Origin of the sequence: Acidovorax sp. PRC11 (genome assembly GCF_031844105.1) — a bacterium.
GTDB lineage: Bacteria > Pseudomonadota > Gammaproteobacteria > Burkholderiales > Burkholderiaceae_C > Paracidovorax.
Window position 1 is genome coordinate 83,400 of record NZ_JAUZUQ010000013.1, and the last position, 18,139, is coordinate 101,538.

An 18,139-nucleotide genomic window follows, 5' to 3' on the forward strand; every position below is an offset into this window, starting at 1 on the left:
CGGTGCGGCAAGAATGCGACACGGCCGTGCAGGGGCGCGCAGCGCTGCGCAGGCGGCACCCGTTTGACTTCGCTCAACACGCCGCAAGCGCGGGCGCGCCACAGTGCGCACCATGTTCCCGATCCCTTCCACCGATCCCTCCGTGCCGTGCGAAGTCGTCGCCGCCGGCCAGCTGCTGCGCCAGCGCCGCCAGCAGTCCGCCTCGGTGCTGCACCTCGACAGCGGCCGCGTGGTGTTCGGCGTGCGCGAGGAAGGACAGCTGCGGCACCAGCTCGGTGCGGTGGAGGGGCCCTTCTGGCTCGATGCCGCATCGGCCCTGCTCGGCCAGCCCTGCCCGGTCGACATGGTGGCGGATTCGCGCGTGCAGCTGCGCCGCGTGCCGCTGGCGGCTTTCCAGCAAGAGGTAGCGCTGCTGCCGGACACCGTGCGGCGGCTGGTGCGCGACATGGCGGCCGGCTACCTGCAGCAGACCGAGCTCGCCGTGAGCCGGCTCGCGCAGGATGCGGAATCCCGGTGCGCCCAGTGGCTGCTGCGCCATGCCGAGCCCGGCGACGGCGGCGCGCTGCGCGTGACCCTGAGCCAGCGCAAACGCCTCATCGCGGCGCAGCTCGGCATCGCGCCCGAGACCTTCTCGCGCGTGCTGCGCCACCTGCGCGAGCACGGCCTCATCGCCGGCACGGGCAACGTGCTGGTGCTGCCACAGCCCGGCGAACTGCGGATGGTCGCCGGGGGCTGACGCGCCGGCCGCGGGGGTGCGGCCCGCCGTGGGCGCGGGTCACGTGACTGCCGGGCCGGGAAGCGTTTGCCGTCGGCGTTGCAATCCGGATTCACCCCCAGCGCGCTCCCCGGGTTCTACCCAACTCCCGGCGCAGGGTGGCTGCGTATAGTGGACCGGGACGCCCCCTGGCAACTGCCGCGGGACGACCCGCCCTGCAGCATGCCCCGCGACACCCCGACCTCCCGCCCCGCATGCGCACTCTCCCGGGAGCGCGCATGACCCGCCCGACGGCCGCACCGGTGGCCGCGCGCATGCGCCTGCGCCCTTTCGCGACGGTGCACGATGGGCGGGAAGGCGGCTGGCACATGCCCGGGCCGCTGGTGCTGCGCATCATCGCGGCGGCGGTGGTGGCCGTGCTGCTGGCCGGGGGGCTCGGTGCCTGGCTGGTGGCCCGCTCCGCGCAGCACGCGGCGCTGGAGCGGCTCATGGAGCGCCAGGCCGACGAGGTCGAGGCCGTGGCGCTGCTGCTGTCCAGCAAGATCGAGCAGAACCAGCGCGTGCTGGCCACGCTGGCGGAAAGCATTCCGGCCGCGCTGCTGGAGTCGCCCGGCGCGCTCGACGTGGTGCTGCGGCAGGGCCTGCCCGCCGCGCGCTTTTTCGACGCGCTGCAGATCGCCCGGCGCGACGGCAGCCTGAGCCTGCAGTGGCAGAACGGCCGCCTGCATGAAGGCGCGCAGCTGGACCCGGCCGAGCGCGACCAACTGCGGCGCACGCTGCTGGAAGGCAAACCGCTCGTGTCCGGCGTGATCGGCAGCACGCCGGCGGACGGCCGCATCATGTTCAGCCTGCCGCTGCGCACCGCGGAGGAGGGGGCCGTGGTGCAGGGAGCTCTCGCGGGCACGCTGCGGCTGCAGTCGCAGGGTTTGCTGCCGCCGTCGGCTGCGCTGCCGGCGCGCGCCGATTCGAAACTGGTCGTCTTCACGCGCGACGGCACCATCCTCGCGCACCCGGACGCCTCCCGCGTGTTCGGCCGGGTGGGCGACGAGGACGGCCTGGCCCCGGTCTACGAGAAGGCGCTGCAGGCCGGCCAGGCGGCGGTGGCGGGCCGGGGGTTTTCTGAGGCCGTGGGCGGCCACGTGGTGAGCGTGGCCGGCATGCCGCTGCCGCAGTGGCTGGTGGCGCGCGTGAGCGACGGCGCGGCCTCCGGGCTGGATCCGGTGGCGGGATGGCGCCAGTGGGGGCTGGGGCGCGCGGCCCTGGTCACGGCCTGCGCGGCGCTGCTGGCCGCGCTGGCCATCGCCTGGTTCGCGCAGCCGCTGGCCCGCGTCTGCCGCCGCGCGTCCCACGCGGGCGGCGCCGATCTCTCCGGCGACGCGCCCTGGCCGCGCGGCGCCGGCGAGGTGGATGCGATCGGCCAAGCCTGCCGCGCGCTGCTGCAGGACTGCCGCACGGCGCGGCAGGAAGCCGGCGTGCTGCAGGACCGGTTCCAGGCCGTGCTCGACCATGCGCCCGCGGGCATCGTCATCACCCGCGCCGGCACGCTGGAAGTGGTGGGCATGGAGGCCTGCCGTCTCCTGGGCTACGAGCCGCACGAACTGCAGGGCCAGCCCGCGCGGCGGCTCTACGTGAGCGATGCGGCGTATGCGGAACTCGGCCGGCGCGTGCGTGCCGAATTCGCCGCCCATGGCGCCTTCGACGGCGACGTGTGCTTCCTGCGCAAGGACGGCAGTGTCGTGTGGGCGCGCGTGCTGGGCCGCGCGGTGCGCGACGGCGCGACGGCGGAGGCGAGCGGCACCGTCTGGATGCTGGAAGACCTGACCGCCGCGCGCGAGGCCCGGCGCCAGCGGGACTGGCCGGCGGGGCACGACCCGCTCACCCAGCTGGCCAACCGCGAGGCCTTCCGGCAGCGGCTCTACGCGCTGCTCACCGACCACGCGCAGCGGCCCGTTCTGGTGCGTGCGCCGCACCAGGATGGTGCTGGCGCAGGGGGGCATGCCAGCGGGCCGGCCGGGGCGCAGGAGGAATCCGCTGCCGGTGGCGCCTTCCGCGCCGCGCAGGCGGCCGATGCTTCGGAGGAGGGCGGTGCCGGCGTGGTGCTGTTCCTCGATCTCGACCACTTCACGGTGGTGAACGCCATCGCCGGCCACGATGCCGGCGACGACGTGCTGCGCCATGTCGGCCGCCTCATCGAGAACCAGGTGCGGCACGTGGGCTGGGCCGCGCGCCTGGGCGGCGACGAGTTCGCGGTGGTGCTGCCCGGCTGTGCGCTGGCACGCGGCATGTCGATCGCGGCGCAGCTCTGCGCGGCCGTGCATGCGTGGGAGCCGGCCTATGCCGGCCGCACCTACACGCTCGGCGTGAGCATCGGCCTGGTGCCGCTGGACGGCAGCGCCTACGACGTCTCGGCCGTGCTCCATGCGGCCGACATGGCCTGTTACGAGGCCAAGCGTGCGGGCCGCAACCGGGTGGAGGTGCGCCGGCTGCGACCGGAGCCCCAGGGGGCTGCCGCCTCCGGGAGTGCCGAGGCGTATTGAACGCGCTGCCGTACGCGAGCGTGGCAAAGGGGCGAAATGCAGGCGAGAACTTCCTGCTTGGCGTGATCCGGATGGCATGTCCATAGCCATCGTGGAAACATTCTGTTCCTCGGAACACGGGCGGTCCCGGCATAGGCAATGGCGCTTACGTCGGCCATAGTGCGTGCCGTACGCAGGGCACCTGTCCCAGTGCTTGCAGCGAGCCGGCAGCAGCGCTGCCGCGGCGTGCATCACAGGGAGGAATCAAAAGAATGTCGCTTGCGTACTGGTTTCAGGAGCAGCCTGCAGAGCCCGTCGAGGAAGGATGTATCCAGCATGGACCTGGGAAAGGGTTGCCCAAACTGATTTTCAGAGTCTGGATGCTTCCAGGGCCGTCGTGAAAAAAATCGCGACCGTGGACCGGGTGCGAAGAAAAATCATCCTGATACAGCCTTCGGACAAGGCTCTGTATCTGTCCGACCTGCGAGAAAGAGGCGTTCCGGGGTACGTTTACATTTTTGCCCACGCACGGTCGAACAGCCTCCAAGGGGTAACGCGGCAGGACATCGTCGTGGATCTCATCCGCCGCAGCGGAATATGGCATGGGCAGCCCATCATGATCGATGCATGCAATGCTGGTGCTGAGCCTGAGGGTATTGCGAGTTCCCTTGCATTGGCCCTGCGTACATTCGTCACCGCCCGACCACCACCACTTGGAACTATGCCATGGGCGGCTCGGCGATTGGTCAGGGTGCTTTCGAGAAACTGCCGGGCGTACTCGCTGGACTGCCTTTCCCGGATCTGTTCCGTCCCGGGCGCTGGCGTACCTGGGGGCCGGATGGGAAGCCGATTGCCAGCACTCGGACCTCTCCGCGTGACGGGGGCGAACTCGTCAAAGGTCCGCTGGCAGATGTGTTGATGAAAAAACCATGAAGATATTCCGCTGGTGGAGAAAGTCCTCCCTGGCTACCAAACTGCTCCTGGCCTTGTTCCTGCTGGCAGGCGCCTGGACGGCCTGGTGGTGGGCCGACAGCGCGCATTGTGATCGCCAGGATGAATTTACCTTGCGTGGCATTTGCCTGATCCAGATCCGTAACAGTGCCGAGCAGGGCCAGGTGCCCGCCCAGTGGATCTACGGCAATTACCTCGAAGGGGAAGACCGGAAGCAGGAGGGGAACGGCTGGCAGCTTCGCGCCATGCACGGCGCCAGGAAAGGGGTTGAACTACACGACAACATGATCGGCTACTGCGACCGCATCTCCGGCTTCGAGGCGCGCACGGTCGAAGCCATCGTGCAGCGCGTGGCGGCGGACAGCCCCGATGCCCATCTGCGGCTGCTGCAGCTCTACACATACCAGCGCTGTAGTGCTTTCGACCTGGACAAGGCCGCAGCGCAGATTCCGCTGCTCACGCAGTGCGCGCATCTTTCCCTGGAGCAATACCTTCGGGTGGCGCAGGAAGCCGGCCGCCCTGTCGATCCCGCCACGCGGCAGGCCATCCGGGCGAATCTTGCGCTGTGCGCCCGAGAGGTGGCCGATCCGCCGCCCATCGCCAATACCGTCCAGGAATTCATGCCCGTACGCCAGAGCGACCTGGATGCGCTGTCACGCCAGCTGGAAGCGCTGGACCGCTGAGGTGGCCTGATGGCAAGGCTGTCGTGGTGGCACCGGTGCAGCTGCGGATGGAAGTTCCTGCTCACCTTCCTGTCCGTGTTCGGCGCATGGACGGCCTGGTGGTGGATCGACAGCGCCCGCACCTGCGACCGGCAGGCGCCGGCCGCGCTGCACGGCTTCTGCCTGATGCAGGTGCGCGAGCGGGCCGGGCAGGGCGATGCCGCGGCGCAGCAGGCCTATGAGCGCTACCTCGAAGCCCACGGGGAACGCGGGCCGGACAGCGCTCAGGCCGATCGCCGGTAGCGCGCGCCTTCAATCGTCCCGTACGCCGCCGAGCGCGCGCAGCACGTTCTCGGCCGTGGCCGGCGCCAGCAGATGGACCGGCGCGTCCGCTATGCCCTCTGCGCCCTCCGCGCCCTCTGTACGTGCCGCCGCCACGGCATCGCGCAGCGCCTCGTAGACGCTCACGGCCAGCATGAAGGGCGGCTCGCCCACGGCCTTGCTGCCGCCCACGTTGTCCTCGCGGTTGGCCTCGTGCCACAGCTCCACCCGGAAGTGGGCCGGGATGTCGCCCGTGGCCGGGATCTTGTAGGTGCTGGGTGCATGCGTGGCGAGCCGGCCGCGGCCGTCCCAGACGAGCTGTTCGGTGGTGAGCCAGCCCATGCCCTGCACGAAGCCGCCCTCGATCTGGCCGATGTCGATGGCGGGGTTGATGCTGCGGCCCGCGTCGTGGAGGATGTCCACGGCGAGCACGCGGCTCTCGCCGGTGAGCGTGTCGATCGCCACCTCGGTGCAGGCCGCGCCATAGGCGAAGTAGTAGAACGGCCGCCCGGTGAGCGTGGCCTTGTCGTAATGGATCTTGGGCGTGCGGTAGAAGCCGTCGCTCCAGAGCTGGATGCGGTTGGCATAGGCGGCCTGCACCACGTCGCGCCAGGCGTGCGAACGCTTCGGCGAAGTGATCCGGCCGTTCTCGAACTGCACCGCGCCCGCGCCGCAGTGGTCCAGGCCCGCCACGAAGGCCGCGAGGTTGTCGCGCACGTGGCGCGCGGCGAACTGCGCGGCGCGGCCGTTGAGATCGGTGCCGCTGGACGCCGCGGTGGCGCTCGCGTTGGGCACCTTGCTGGTGTCGCTCGCGGTGACCAGCACGCGGTCGAGCGGCACGCCCAGTTCGTCGGCCACGATCTGCGCCACCTTGGTGTGCAGGCCCTGGCCCATTTCGGTGCCGCCGTGGTTCACCTGCACACTGCCGTCGGTGTAGACATGCACCAGCGCGCCGGCCTGGTTGAACAGCGTGGCCGTGAAGCTGATGCCGAACTTCACCGGAGTGACGGCGAGGCCCCGCTTCAGGGTGGGGTGGCGCGCGTTCCAGGACGCCACCGCCGCGCGCCGCTCGCGGTACCGCGCGGTCTGCTCCAGCCGGGGTAGCAGGTCGTGCAGCACGTTGTCTTCCACGGCCATCTGGTAGTGCGTGACGTTGCGGTCTTCCAGCCCGTAGAGGTTGGCCATGCGCACGTCGAGCGGATCCAGCCTGAGCGCGCGCGCCACGTCGCCGAGGATGGTCTCGATCGCGATCACGCCCTGCGGCCCGCCGAAGCCGCGGAAGGCCGTGTGGCTTTGCAGGTTCGTCTTGCAGCGGTAGGACGCGATCTCCACGTGCTCGAGGAAGTACGCGTTGTCGCAATGGAACACCGCGCGGTCGGCCACCGGGCCGGAGAGGTCGGCCGAGAAGCCGCAGTTCACCGCCATGCGCAGCCGCAGGCCGTGGAGGCGGCCGCTATCGTCGAAGCCCACCTCCCAGTCGTAGGCGAAGGGATGGCGCTTGCCGGTGACTATGAAATCGTCGTCGCGGTCCAGCCGCAGCTTCACGGGTCGGCCCGTCTTGTGCGCGGCCACCGCGGCCCACACCGCCATGTGGCCGGCCTGCGTCTCCTTGCCGCCGAAGCCGCCGCCCATGCGGCGGCAGGTCACGGTGACGCGGTGGCTGTCGAGGCCCAAGGCATGCGCCACCCAGTGCTGCACTTCGCCCGGGTGCTGGGTGCTCGAATGCACCTGCCACTGGCCCTGCTCCTGCGGCAAAACGTAGGCGATCTGGCCTTCCAGGTAGAAATGCTCCTGGCCGCCCACTTCGAGGGTGCCCTGCAGGCGGTGGGGCGCCGCCGCCAGGGCCGCGGCCGCATCGCCGCGGCGCACGGTGACGGGCGGCAGCACGTAGCTCTCCTGCGCCAGCGCCTCGCGCACCGAGAGCACCGGCGGCAGTTCCTCGATGTCCAGCCGCACCAGCCGTGCGGCGCGTCGGGCCTGCGCCACGGTATCGGCCAGCACGAGGCCGATCACCTGGCCGGCGAACTGCACCGTGTCCTGCGCGAACACCGGCTCGTCGTGCGCGAAGGCGGCGAGCACCCGGTCGCCCGGCACGTCGGCCGCGAGCACGATGTCGCGCACGCCGGGCAGGGCGCGGGCCGCCACGGCATCCACGCCGCGCAGGCGGCCGTGCGCCACGGGCGAGAGGATGGGCGCCGCGTGCAGCGTGCCCTTCCATTCCGGCAGGTCGTCGATGTATTGCGCCGTGCCCGCCACCTGGGCGCGGGCGCTTTCATGGATCTGGGAGACGCCCACGGCGCGGCGCGCGCTGCGGGGCGTGCCGTCCAGCCCGGGCGGCGGGGCCTCGCCGGCCATCGGGCCGGCGGCACCTTCCGCATCGGCGCGTGCCGCCACCGGGTCCGCATCCGCGTCCCGGCTCAGCGGGCCTTCGGGCGCGGTGCTGGCGGGCAGGGTGTCGTCGCGGCGGTTCATGCCTGTTCCTCCGCCTGGGCCTGTACCTGCGAGGGCGGTTGCGCCACCGGCAGGAGCCGTTCGAGCGACACGGGCAGGGCATCTGCACCGGCGGGATGCTCCGGGCTCTCCAGCCAGCAGCGCCGCATCAGCGAGGCCAGCACGGCGCGCCGGTAGGCGCCGCTCGCGCGCATGTCGGAAATGGGGGTGAACTCCGCCTGCAGCGCCGCGCCCGCCCGCAGCGCGGCGGCTTCGCTCCAGGGCTGGCCGGTGAGCGCGGCCTCGGCACCGCGTGCGCGTGCCGGCACCGCCGCCACGCCGCCCGCGCCGATGCGGGCCGACTGCACCGTGCCGTCCTTCATCGTGAGAAGCACCGCCAGGCAGACGGCGGAGATGTCGTCGTCGAAGCGTTTGGAGACCTTGTACGCGGCCAGCCGGTCGCCCGGCGCGGGCAGGGGCACGTCGATGCGCGCGACGATCTCGTCGGGCGCCAGCAGGTTCTTGCGGTAGCCGGTGTAGAAGTCCTCCAGCGGCAGGCCGCGCTCGCCACGCACGCTGGCCAGCACGATGCGCGCGCCGAGCGCGATCAGCACCGGCATCGAGTCTCCGATCGGCGAGCCGTTGGCGACGTTGCCGCCCAGCGTGCCGGCATTGCGCACCGGCAGCCCCGCGAAGCGTTCGCCGAAGCGCCGCAGCGCTGGCCAATGCGAGGCCAGCGCCGCGAAGGCATCGTCCAGCGTGACGGCCGCGCCGATGGACACCCGGCCGCCCTCGGTATCGATGCGCCGCAGTTCAGCGGCCCGGGTGACGTCCAGCACGCGCTCGAAGCGGCGGTGCTGCTTGGTGATCCACAGCCCCACGTCGGTGGTGCCGGCGACCACCTGCGCATCGGGATGCGCGGCGCGCGCGGCCAGCAGTCCGGCGAGCGTGCCGGGGGCCAGGTAGCTGCCATCCGCGAGGGCATCGCCGTCCGGCCGCGCCGGGCCGGCCTGCAGCGCCTGCAGCCGCTCCAGCAGCGCGCTTTCGTCCACCGGCTGCAGCGGCAGCCCGGCCATGGACTGTGCTGCATCCAGGATCGGGCGGTAGCCCGTGCAGCGGCAGAGGTTGCCCGACAGCTCCGCCACCGCGAGTTCGCGCGTGACTTCGCGGCCGCGGCACACGTGGTTCTGGTACATGCCGAAGAGGCTCATCACGAAGCCCGGCGTGCAGAAGCCGCATTGGGAGCCGTGGCACTGCACCATGGATTCCTGCGCGGGATGCAGCGGCGCGGGGGCGCCGCCGGCCTGCGATGGCGCTCCGCGCTGGATGAGCGGGTCGCGCGCCAGGTCTTCCACCGTCCAGAGCGCCATGCCGTCGACCGCATGCGCGAGGCGGATGCAGCTGTTCACGGCCCGGAAGCGCACGCGGCCGTCCTCGGCCGAGCCCAGCACCACCGTGCAGGCGCCGCAATCGCCTTCGCCGCAGCCTTCCTTCGTCCCGCAGTCGCCGAGATCTTCCCGCAGCACCTCCAGCAGCGTGCGGTCGGGCGGAACGTGGTCCAGCGTCACGGGCTGGCCGCGGCGGAGGAAGCGGATCGGTCGGGAAACAGCGGTCATTCGCGGAGGCTTTCGTGGGATCGGCGCCCGGTGTCCGTCAGGAAGGGACCGGGTGCAGGCCGTGTGCGGCCAGGAACGCACAGCGTAACCTGTCCAGGGGGCTCCTGCCACCGCAAATTCGATGCCAGCGGCGGCACCTCGGACACCGCCGCGGCGGGCGCTTGCCGCAGCGGCAGTGCGGCGGCACGGCGCTTGCATACTGTTGTGGTCGCGCCGTTTCCGCGCCGGCCAATTCAATCCAAGAGACAATCCCCCGCATGAATGCTCCCCCCTCCCCGCAAGCTGCCGCTGGCGCGCCGCCGCGCCTGCAGCTGGCGGGCATCACCAAGCGCTATCCGGCCGTGGTGGCCAACAGCGGTGTGTCGCTCACCGTGCAGCCCGGCGAGGTGCACGCGGTGCTCGGCGAGAACGGCGCCGGCAAGTCCACGCTGATGAAGATCATCTACGGCTCGGTCAAGCCCGACGAGGGCGCCGTGTGGTTCGACGGCCGGCCGGTGGCGGTGCGCAATCCGCAGGAGGCGCGGCAGCTGGGCATCGCCATGGTGTTCCAGCATTTCAGCCTGTTCGACACGCTCACGGTGGCCGAGAACGTCTGGCTAGGGCTGGACAAGCACCTGGCGCTGGCCGAGGTGACGCGTCGCATCCGTGACACCGCCGCGCAGTACGGGCTGGACATCGATCCGCTGCGGCCGGTGCACACGCTGTCGGTGGGCGAGATGCAGCGGGTGGAGATCATCCGCGCGCTGCTCACCTCGCCGCGCCTGCTGATCCTGGACGAGCCCACGTCGGTGCTCACGCCCCAGGCGGTGGAAAAGCTCTTCGTGGTGCTGCGCCAGCTGAGCGCCGAGGGCTGCAGCATCCTCTACATCAGCCACAAGCTGCACGAGATCCGTGCGCTGTGCACGGCGTGCACGGTGCTGCGCGGCGGCAAGGTGACGGGCGTGTGCAATCCGTCGGAGGAATCGAACGCCTCGCTGTCGCGGCTCATGATCGGCGCGGAGCCGCCGGCCCTGCAGCACCGGCCCGCGCGCACGGGCGATGCCGTGCTGGAGGTCGAGGGCCTCAGCCTGCAGCGCGGCGATCCGTTCGGCGTGGAGCTGATCGACGTCGGGTTTTCCGTGCGGGCCGGCGAGGTCGTCGGCATCGCGGGCGTGTCGGGCAACGGCCAGAAGGAACTGCTCTACGCGCTCTCGGGCGAGGACACGCGCGCCGCGCCCGCCATGGTGCGGGTGGCGGGGCGCCCGGCCGGCCGGATGGGCCCGCGCGCGCGACGCGCATTGGGCCTGCATTTCGTGCCCGAGGAGCGCCTGGGCCGCGGCGCCGTGCCCACCATGGGCCTGGCGGACAACCTGCTGCTCACGCGCTCGGACTGCGTGGGCGCGGGCGGCTGGGTGCGCACCGGCGCGCTGGCCGCGCAGGCGCGCCGCATCATCGAGCGCTTCCAGGTGAAGGCGGGCGGTCCGCAGGCGGCGGCGAAGTCGCTCTCGGGCGGCAACCTGCAGAAATTCATCGTCGGGCGCGAGATCGACGCCGGCCCCAAACTGCTGATCGTCTCGCAGCCCACCTGGGGCGTGGACGTGGGCGCGGCCGCGCAGATCCGCGGCGAGATCCTGGCGCTGCGCGACGCGGGCTGCGCGGTGCTGGTGCTGAGCGAGGAGCTCGACGAGCTGTTCGAGATCTCCGACCGCCTGCACGTGATCGCCAAGGGCCATCTGTCGCCCTCGATCGACCGGGCCGACGCCACGGTGGAGCGCATCGGCGAATGGATGAGCGGACTGTGGAACGCCGACGTGCAGGCGCACCTGGGCCGCCGGGAAAGCCAGGACCATCCGGAGGGCGTGCATGCTCAAGCTTGAACCGCGTCCGCAGGCCTCGCGCCTGTGGACCTATGGCTCGCCGCTGCTCGCGCTGGCCTTCACCGTGCTGATCGGCGTCCTGCTGTTCGCCGCCCTGGGCAAGGACCCGGTGCGCGGCCTGCAGGTGTTCTTCTGGGAGCCGATCAAGACGCAGTACGCGATCGGCGAACTGATGGTCAAGGCCACGCCGCTCTTGCTGATCGCGCTGGGGCTGGCCGTGTGCTTCCGATCCAACGTCTGGAACATCGGCGCCGAGGGCCAGTTCGTGATCGGCGCCGTGGCCGCGGGCGGCATCGCGCTGCTGGCGGACAAGACCACCGGGCCGTGGATCGTGCCGGCCATCCTCGTGGCCGGCGTGCTGGGCGGCATGTGCTGGGCCGGCATCACCGCGCTGCTGCGCGACCGCTTCAACGCCAACGAGATCCTGGTGAGCCTGATGCTGGTCTACGTCGCCACGCTGGTGCTGGGCTACCTCGTCTACGGCCCCTGGAAGGACCCGATGGGCTACAACTTCCCGCAGACCCGCACCTTCGAGCGGGTGACGCAGATCCCGCGGCTGATGCAGGGCTCGCGCCTGACCATCGGCCTGCCGATCGCGCTCGCCGCCGCGGCGGCGCTGTGGGTGTTCCTGTTCCGCACGCGGGCCGGCTTCGCCCAGCAGGTGGGCGGGCTCGCCCCGGCCGCCGCGCGCTATGCCGGCTTCTCGTCGCGCCGCGCGCTCTGGACGGCGCTGCTCATCTCCGGCGGCGCGGCCGGCCTGGCGGGCGCGCTGGAAGTGGCCGGCCCTCTCGGCCAGCTCACGCCCTACGTGCCGGCGGGCTACGGCTTCGCCGCCATCATCGTGGCCTTCGTCGGCCGGCTGCACCCGGTGGGCATGGTGTTCTCCGCGCTCCTCATGAGCATGTTCTACATCGGCGGCGAACTCGCGCAGTCGCGCCTGGGGCTGCCGAAATCGCTCACGGGCGTGTTCCAGGGCCTGCTGCTGTTCACGCTGCTGGCCTGCGACACGCTGATCGCCTACCGCGTGCGCTGGGTCGGCGCGCCGGCCCGGAAAGGAGCCGCGTGATGGAAGCCTACGCACTGCTCCTGGGCTCCACGCTCAGCGCCGGCACCGTGCTGGCGCTCGCCGCGCTCGGGTTGCTCATCAACGAGAAGGCGGGCATCGTCAATCTCGGCGCGGAGGGCATCATGCTCTGCGCGGCGATCGCGGGCTTCGCCACCGCCGTGCACACCGGCAGCACCTGGGCGGGCTTCGCGGCCGGCATGGGCGCCGGGGCGCTGCTCGCGGCCGTGTTCGGCGTGCTGGTGATCTGGCTCAACACCAACCAGTACGCCACGGGCCTGGCGCTCAGCCTGTTCGGCGCGGGCTTCTCGGCCTTCGCGGGCATCCAGTACGTGCAGGCCAAGCTGCCCACGCTGCCGCAGTACGCGCTGCCGGTGCTGGGCGACCTGCCGCTGGTGGGGCCGGCGCTGTTCCGCCAGCATCCGCTGGTGTATGGCGCGATGGCGCTCACCGCGGGCCTCGCCTGGTTCCTCTATCGCTCGCGGGCGGGACTGGTGCTGCGCTCGGTGGGCGAATCGCCCGAATCCGCGCACGCGCTCGGCTACCCGGTGCGGCGCATCCGCCTCGCGGCGGTGGTGGCGGGCGGCGCGCTGTGCGGCCTTGCGGGCGCCTACATCTCCACCGTCTACACGCCGCTCTGGGTCGAGGGCATGGTGGCCGGCCGCGGCTGGATCGCGCTGGCGCTCACCACCTTCGCCACCTGGCGCCCGGCACGGGTGTTGCTTGGGGCCTATCTGTTCGGCGGCGTGACGATGCTGCAGTTCCACCTGCAGGCCACCGGCGTGCAGGTGGCCAGCCAGCTCCTGAGCATGCTGCCCTACGTCGCCACCATCGTGGTGCTGGCGCTGATCTCGCGCAATCCGGCCTGGATCCGCGCGAACATGCCGGCCTCGCTGGGCAAGCCGTTCCATCCCGGGGGCTGACCGGGGCGCCGCGCCGTGCCATCATCGCCGTTTCCAAACGTTTCCGATTCATCTCTCTCACCTGTTTCCCTGGAAGGACACTCGACATGACCGATCTGCACAAGCGCTCGCTGATGAAGGCCGCCGCGCTCTCCGCCCTGGCCGCCGCCGCGCTCGCGGGCTGTGGCAAGAAGGACGAGCCGGCACCGGCGCAGACGCCCGCATCCGCGCCCGCCGCCTCGGCCCCCGCGGCCAAGGCCGAGCCGCTGAAGATCGCGTTCGCCTACGTCGGCCCGGTGGGCGACGGCGGCTGGTCGTTCGCGCACGACAACGGCCGCAAGGCCATCGAGAAGGAATTCGGCGACAAGGTCGTCACCAGCTTCGTCGAGAGCGTGCCCGAGTCGGCCGATGCCGAGCGCGTACTGCGCGACATGGCCGGCCAGGGCAACAAGCTGATCTTCGGCACCACCTTCGGCTACATGGAGACGATCCAGAAGATCGCCCCCGACTTCCCCGACGTGAAGTTCGAGCACGCCACCGGCTACAAGACCGCGCCCAACGTGCGCACCTACGACAGCCGCACCTACGAAGGCGCCTACATGGCCGGCGTGATCGCGGGCGCGATGACCAAGTCGAACACGCTGGGCGTGGTCGGCTCGGTGCCGATCCCCGAGGTGATCCGCAACATCAACAGCTTCACGCTGGGCGCGCAGTCGGTCAACCCGAACGTCAAGACCAAGGTGGTGTGGGTGAACGAATGGTTCAGCCCGCCGAAGGAAACCGAAGCCGCCACCTCGCTGATCAACGGCGGCGCCGACGTGCTGTTCCAGAACACCGATTCGCCCGCCGTGCTCAAGACCGCGCAGGAAAAGGGCAAGCGCGCCTTCGGCTGGGATTCCGACATGACCGCCTACGGCCCCAAGGCCCACCTGGGCTCGGCCGTGATCAACTGGGGACCCTACTACGTGAAGGCCACGCGCGACGTGCTCGAAGGCAAGTGGACCACCGGCCAGAGCTGGTGGGGCGTGAAGGAAGGCGCGATCGATCTCGTCTCCATCGCCGACGACGTGCCCGCCGAAACCAAGGCCAAGGTCGATCAGGTCAAGGCCGGCCTGAAGGACGGTTCGTTCTCCATCTGGAAGGGCCCGATCCTCGGCCAGGACGGCAAGGAACTGCTCGCCAAGGACGTGGTCGCCGACGACAAGTTCCTCTCGGGCGTGAACTTCTACGTCAAGGGCGTGGAAGGCACGGTGCCGGGCGGCGACAAGAAGTGATCCGGTAGACCGGGGTTCGGGCCGTTCGCCAGCGTGATGCTGGCGGGCCCGGCCCCTCTCTTCGACAAGGCCGCCTCCGGGCGGCCGTTGTCTTTGCGGCCCCGCTTTTTCCCCATTTGCCTGCGTCGATCCATGACCCGTTTGCTCATCATCGAAGACAACCCGGAGCTGGTCGCCAATCTGTACGGCTTCTTCGAACCGCTCGGCTACGTGCTGGACGATGCCCGCGATGGCGCCACCGGCCTGCGCATGGCCACGCAGAACGGCTACGACGCCATCGTGCTGGATCTGATGCTGCCGCGGCTGGACGGCATGGGCCTGTGCCGCCGGCTCCGCGAGGAGTTCCAGAATCCCGTGCCAGTGCTGATGCTGACCGCCCGCGACCCGGTGGAAGACCGCGTGCAGGGCCTGGCGCTGGGGGCGGACGACTACCTGGTGAAGCCCTTCTCGCTGAGGGAGCTGCATGCGCGCATCCAGGCCCTGGTGCGCCGGGCCCAGGGCCGGCAGGTGCAGGGCCTGCTGGCCTGGGAAGATCTGCAGGTGGACACCCGCACGCCGCGGGCCTGGCGGCAGGGCCGGGCCATCGGCCTCACGCCCACCACCCACAAGCTGGCGCTGTGCCTGGTGCGCGCCGCGCCGGCCGTCGCCAGGAAGCAGGAGCTGGAATACCTGCTCTGGGGCGACGAGCCGCCGGAGAGCGGCGCCCTGCGCACGCACATCCACGATCTGCGCCAGCAGGTTGACAAAAACTTCACGCAGCCGCTGATAGAAACCGTGCACGGCGTCGGATGGCGCCTGCGCAGGCCCGGCGAGGCCGCGCCGGAGTGAGTGAGACGCCGCACTGCAGGAAGAAGGCCCCCATGAAATCCCTTGCCGGGCGCATGACGCTCAGGACGCGCATCACGGTGTCGTTCGTGCTGCTGATGCTGGCGGTGATGGCGTTCGTGGTCATGGCGGAGCAGCTCGATTACGAAGAGCTGCGGGCCTACGTGGCGTCGAAGAGCCTGCAGGGCGAACTGCCGCGGCTGCAGGCCGACATCGCGCGCGGCACCACGCCCACCATGCCGCAAGGCAGCGCGCTCTACACCCCGACCACGGTGCCCGAAGCCCTGCACCCGTATGCGCCGGGCTACCACCGGCTGGCAGGGCCGGAGGTCCGGCATTTGCTGGTGTTCGAATCCGGCGGCGCGCACTATTACCTGCTGCGCAGCGGTGCGCATTACCGGTATCTGGAGCATGCCATCGACGGCTACGCCCTGCTGGTCATCCTGCTGTGCGTGCTGTGCGCGTTCTGGATCGGCCGGCTGACGTCGGAGCGCGTGACCGCACCCATCGCGCGCCTGGCGGACGCCGTCGAGCGCGGGCACAAGCCGTTTCCGTTCCTGGACGCGCACGATGAGATCGGTGTGCTGGCGCGGGCCTTCGCACGGCACAGCGACGAGGCGGAGCAGTTTTTGCAGCGCGAGCGATGCTTCGTGGGCGATGCCAGCCATGAGCTGCGCACGCCGCTGGCCATCATCGGCGGTGCGGCGGAAACCATCGCGGAGCAGTTGCCCGCCGGTAGCCCGCTGGTGCCCAGCGCCGAGCGCATAGTGCGCACCACGGAGGAAATGCAGCGCCAGCTGTCGTGCCTGCTGCTGCTCTCGCGCGATCCGCAACGCCTTGCGCGGGCGGACGTGCTGCTGCGTCCGTTGGTCGAGGAATGCATGGCGCGCTGCCGGCCGTGGCTCGCGAACAAACCGGTGGCGCTGGTCCTGGATGCGCCGCAGGGCGTGCACGTGCACACGCATGCCGAACTGGCGCGCAGCGTGGTCTGGAACCTGCTGCGCAATGCCTGCCAGTACACCGACGCGGGCGAGGTGCGCATCACGCTGCGGGGCACGTTGCTGATGATCGCCGACACGGGCCCGGGACTGCCGCCGAGCATCGACCCGCAGCAGTTCCGGCGCTTCGCGCCGAGTGCGTGCCAGAGCGGCGAGGGGCTGGGCCTGTCGATCGTGCAGCGCATCGTGGAGCACCTGGGCTGGCGCATGGCGGTCGACAGCTCGGACCGGGGCTGCCGCTTCACGCTGGAGATGGGCAGCGCGGAAGCCTGAGTCTTGGAGCAGGTGCTACAGAACTGAATCGGCGCGCAGGCCGTCGGCGGCCAGGGCTTGCGGCGGGCGTCGCTCCGCCCCGCGGCAGGGAGCGAACAGGTCCAGGTCCGCGTCGTACACGCGGGTGCGAACGTCGAGCAGCCCCAGCACCGAGTGGTAGAAGTGGTCGTGGCGGTAGGCCCGGGTGGCCGCATGGGCGCGCAGGCATGCGAGATCGAGCCCGGCCCGCTGCGCGAACCCCGGAGAGAACCACATCACCATCGGTACATGGGTCTGCTCCTGCGGCGCGATGAAGTAGGGTGTGCCGTGCAGGTACATGCCGCGCTCGCCGAGCGATTCGCCGTGGTCCGAGAGGTACACCAGCGCCACGTCGCGCTGCGTGGCATGCCGCTGCAGCAGATCGATCGCCATGCCCAGCACGCGGTCCGTGTAGACGAGCGTGTTGTCGTAGGTGTTGACCAGCGCCTCGCGGCTGCATTTCTGGATCTGGTTGCTGTCGCAGGCGGGGTGGAACACCCGGTCCTGCGGCGGATAGCGCTCGAAATAGGCCGGCCCGTGGCTGCCCAGCTGGTGCAGCACGATCAGCGCATCGCCCTGCAGCGCATCGATGTGCGCATCGAGCCCGTGCAGCAGCACGGCGTCATGGCAGGTGCCATCGCGATGGGTGCAGTGGCCGGCCGGTTTCAGCGTGGGCATGTCTTCGGTCGGAACGCGCTCGCATACGCCCTTGCAGCCGCCGTTGTTGTTGTTCCGCCAGAGGATCTGCATGCCCGTGCGCTGCAGGATGTCGAGCAGATTCTCTTCGGTGGCCGCGCGCACCTCGTCGTACTGCGTGCGCGGCATGCGCGAGAACATGCAGGGAAGCGAGACCGCCGTCGCGGTGCCGCAGGACGCCACCTGCCGGAAGCTGATGACGTCTTCCCGTTGCGACAGCACCGGATTCGTCGGCCGCGGATAGCCGTTGAGCTGGAAGTTCTGCGCCCGCGCCGTCTCCCCGACCACGACCACCACGAGCCGGGGCCGCTCTCCGGCGCCCGCCGCGGAGCGCATCGCATCCTCGCCCACGGTACGCAGCAGCTGCCGTTTCGCGATGAAGCGGCGCTTCAGGTAGCCGTTGGCGTTGCGCACCACATTGAAGGGCAGTGCCTGGTCCCGCAGGTGCCGGTGGTTGCGCAACAGCGAGGCGTAATCCTTGTAGAACACGAAGGTCACCGCGGCCAGCACCGCCGCCGTCGCCAGCACGTTGCCGGCCCACCAGAGCAGGGTCTGCACTGGATGCCCACCCGGCTTGTCCGGCAGCAGCACCATCACCGCGGCCGGCAGCACGCCCAGCACGAGCACGGTGAGCAGCAGCGGAAGCGAGAGGTACGCCGTGAGTTCCGCTTGGTTGGTTTCGAACACGTTCTGCACCATGCCGCGGTCGATCAGCACGTTGTAGTGCAGCATGAAATAGCTGCAGCCCGCACTGGTGACGACCAGCAGCGCGAGCAGTGGCTTGCGCACGCCGGGCAGGGCCAGCACCGGCGTGAGCAGCAGATTCGCGAGGCAGAAGACGAAGACCGGCAGGCTGGCAAAGAACAACAGGCTGCGCAGGCCGTCGATCTCCACGGTGGACCAGAGGGTCCGCCACAGCACGACGTTGCCGAAGGTGGTGAAGAACAGTGCGGCGATCCAGGTGCGTTGCACCGGATGGAGCCGCACGGAGATCGGACGTCGGAGCACGCGCAATTCCCATGA

The 18,139-nt window shown here is 70.5% G+C and carries 13 protein-coding genes; 10 read left to right on the forward strand and 3 right to left on the reverse strand.

Annotation, left to right across the window (positions count from 1 at the left end; translation table 11 throughout):
• The first annotated feature begins 112 nt into the window (after positions 1-112).
• From Q9R47_RS15765 to Q9R47_RS15780, 4 genes are all read left to right on the forward strand, one after another.
• On the forward strand, positions 113-736 hold the full coding sequence (locus tag Q9R47_RS15765) for a Crp/Fnr family transcriptional regulator (protein WP_311234144.1): 624 nt from the start codon (positions 113-115) through the stop codon (positions 734-736).
• Positions 737-993: 257 nt separating this feature from the next.
• A complete protein-coding gene (locus Q9R47_RS15770; RefSeq protein WP_311234145.1) occupies positions 994-3,252 on the forward strand; it encodes a diguanylate cyclase in 2,259 nt (752 codons plus the stop codon).
• 908 nt (positions 3,253-4,160) lie between these two features.
• Positions 4,161-4,865 (forward strand): hypothetical protein, encoded by a 705-nt coding sequence (locus Q9R47_RS15775; RefSeq protein WP_311234146.1) that lies wholly within the window; start codon positions 4,161-4,163, stop codon positions 4,863-4,865.
• 9 nt (positions 4,866-4,874) lie between these two features.
• Positions 4,875-5,147, forward strand: a complete 273-nt coding sequence (locus Q9R47_RS15780) for a hypothetical protein (RefSeq protein ID WP_311234147.1) — start codon at positions 4,875-4,877, stop codon at positions 5,145-5,147.
• A gap of 9 nt (positions 5,148-5,156) precedes the next feature.
• Here the strand turns inward: Q9R47_RS15780 and xdhB are convergent, their stop codons facing one another.
• Both xdhB and xdhA read right to left on the reverse strand, forming a co-directional pair.
• Positions 5,157-7,637, reverse strand: a complete 2,481-nt coding sequence (xdhB, locus tag Q9R47_RS15785) for a xanthine dehydrogenase molybdopterin binding subunit (RefSeq protein ID WP_311234148.1) — start codon at positions 7,635-7,637, stop codon at positions 5,157-5,159.
• Entirely contained in the window at positions 7,634-9,211 is a 1,578-nt protein-coding gene (gene xdhA / locus Q9R47_RS15790) for a xanthine dehydrogenase small subunit (protein WP_311234149.1), read from the reverse strand. The genes xdhB and xdhA overlap by 4 nt, the downstream gene beginning before the upstream one ends.
• 257 nt (positions 9,212-9,468) lie before the next feature.
• Between xdhA and Q9R47_RS15795 the strand changes: the two genes are divergently transcribed.
• The 6 genes from Q9R47_RS15795 to Q9R47_RS15820 all read left to right on the forward strand — a co-directional run bounded on the left by Q9R47_RS15795 (position 9,469) and on the right by Q9R47_RS15820 (position 16,402).
• The gene (locus tag Q9R47_RS15795) at positions 9,469-11,067 is read left to right on the forward strand and encodes an ABC transporter ATP-binding protein (protein ID WP_311234150.1); all 1,599 of its coding nucleotides are present in this window, start codon (positions 9,469-9,471) and stop codon (positions 11,065-11,067) included.
• A complete protein-coding gene (locus tag Q9R47_RS15800) occupies positions 11,054-12,133 on the forward strand; it encodes an ABC transporter permease (RefSeq protein WP_311234151.1) in 1,080 nt (359 codons plus the stop codon). The genes Q9R47_RS15795 and Q9R47_RS15800 overlap by 14 nt, the downstream gene beginning before the upstream one ends.
• The gene (locus Q9R47_RS15805) at positions 12,133-13,053 is read left to right on the forward strand and encodes an ABC transporter permease (RefSeq protein ID WP_288495424.1); all 921 of its coding nucleotides are present in this window, start codon (positions 12,133-12,135) and stop codon (positions 13,051-13,053) included. The genes Q9R47_RS15800 and Q9R47_RS15805 overlap by 1 nt, the downstream gene beginning before the upstream one ends.
• Positions 13,054-13,139: 86 nt before the next feature.
• Positions 13,140-14,306 carry a BMP family ABC transporter substrate-binding protein gene (locus tag Q9R47_RS15810; protein ID WP_311234152.1) on the forward strand — a complete coding sequence of 389 codons (1,167 nt, stop codon included), beginning with the start codon at positions 13,140-13,142 and terminating at the stop codon, positions 14,304-14,306.
• Positions 14,307-14,438: 132 nt separating this feature from the next.
• Positions 14,439-15,134 (forward strand): response regulator transcription factor, encoded by a 696-nt coding sequence (locus Q9R47_RS15815; RefSeq protein WP_311234153.1) that lies wholly within the window; start codon positions 14,439-14,441, stop codon positions 15,132-15,134.
• A 32-nt stretch (positions 15,135-15,166) separates the two neighbouring features.
• Positions 15,167-16,402 (forward strand): HAMP domain-containing sensor histidine kinase, encoded by a 1,236-nt coding sequence (locus tag Q9R47_RS15820; RefSeq protein ID WP_311234154.1) that lies wholly within the window; start codon positions 15,167-15,169, stop codon positions 16,400-16,402.
• 15 nt (positions 16,403-16,417) lie between these two features.
• Here Q9R47_RS15820 and Q9R47_RS15825 read toward each other — a convergent pair whose 3' ends face one another.
• Positions 16,418-18,124 carry a phosphoethanolamine--lipid A transferase gene (locus Q9R47_RS15825; protein ID WP_311234155.1) on the reverse strand — a complete coding sequence of 569 codons (1,707 nt, stop codon included), beginning with the start codon at positions 18,122-18,124 and terminating at the stop codon, positions 16,418-16,420.
• Positions 18,125-18,139: the final 15 nt, after the last annotated feature.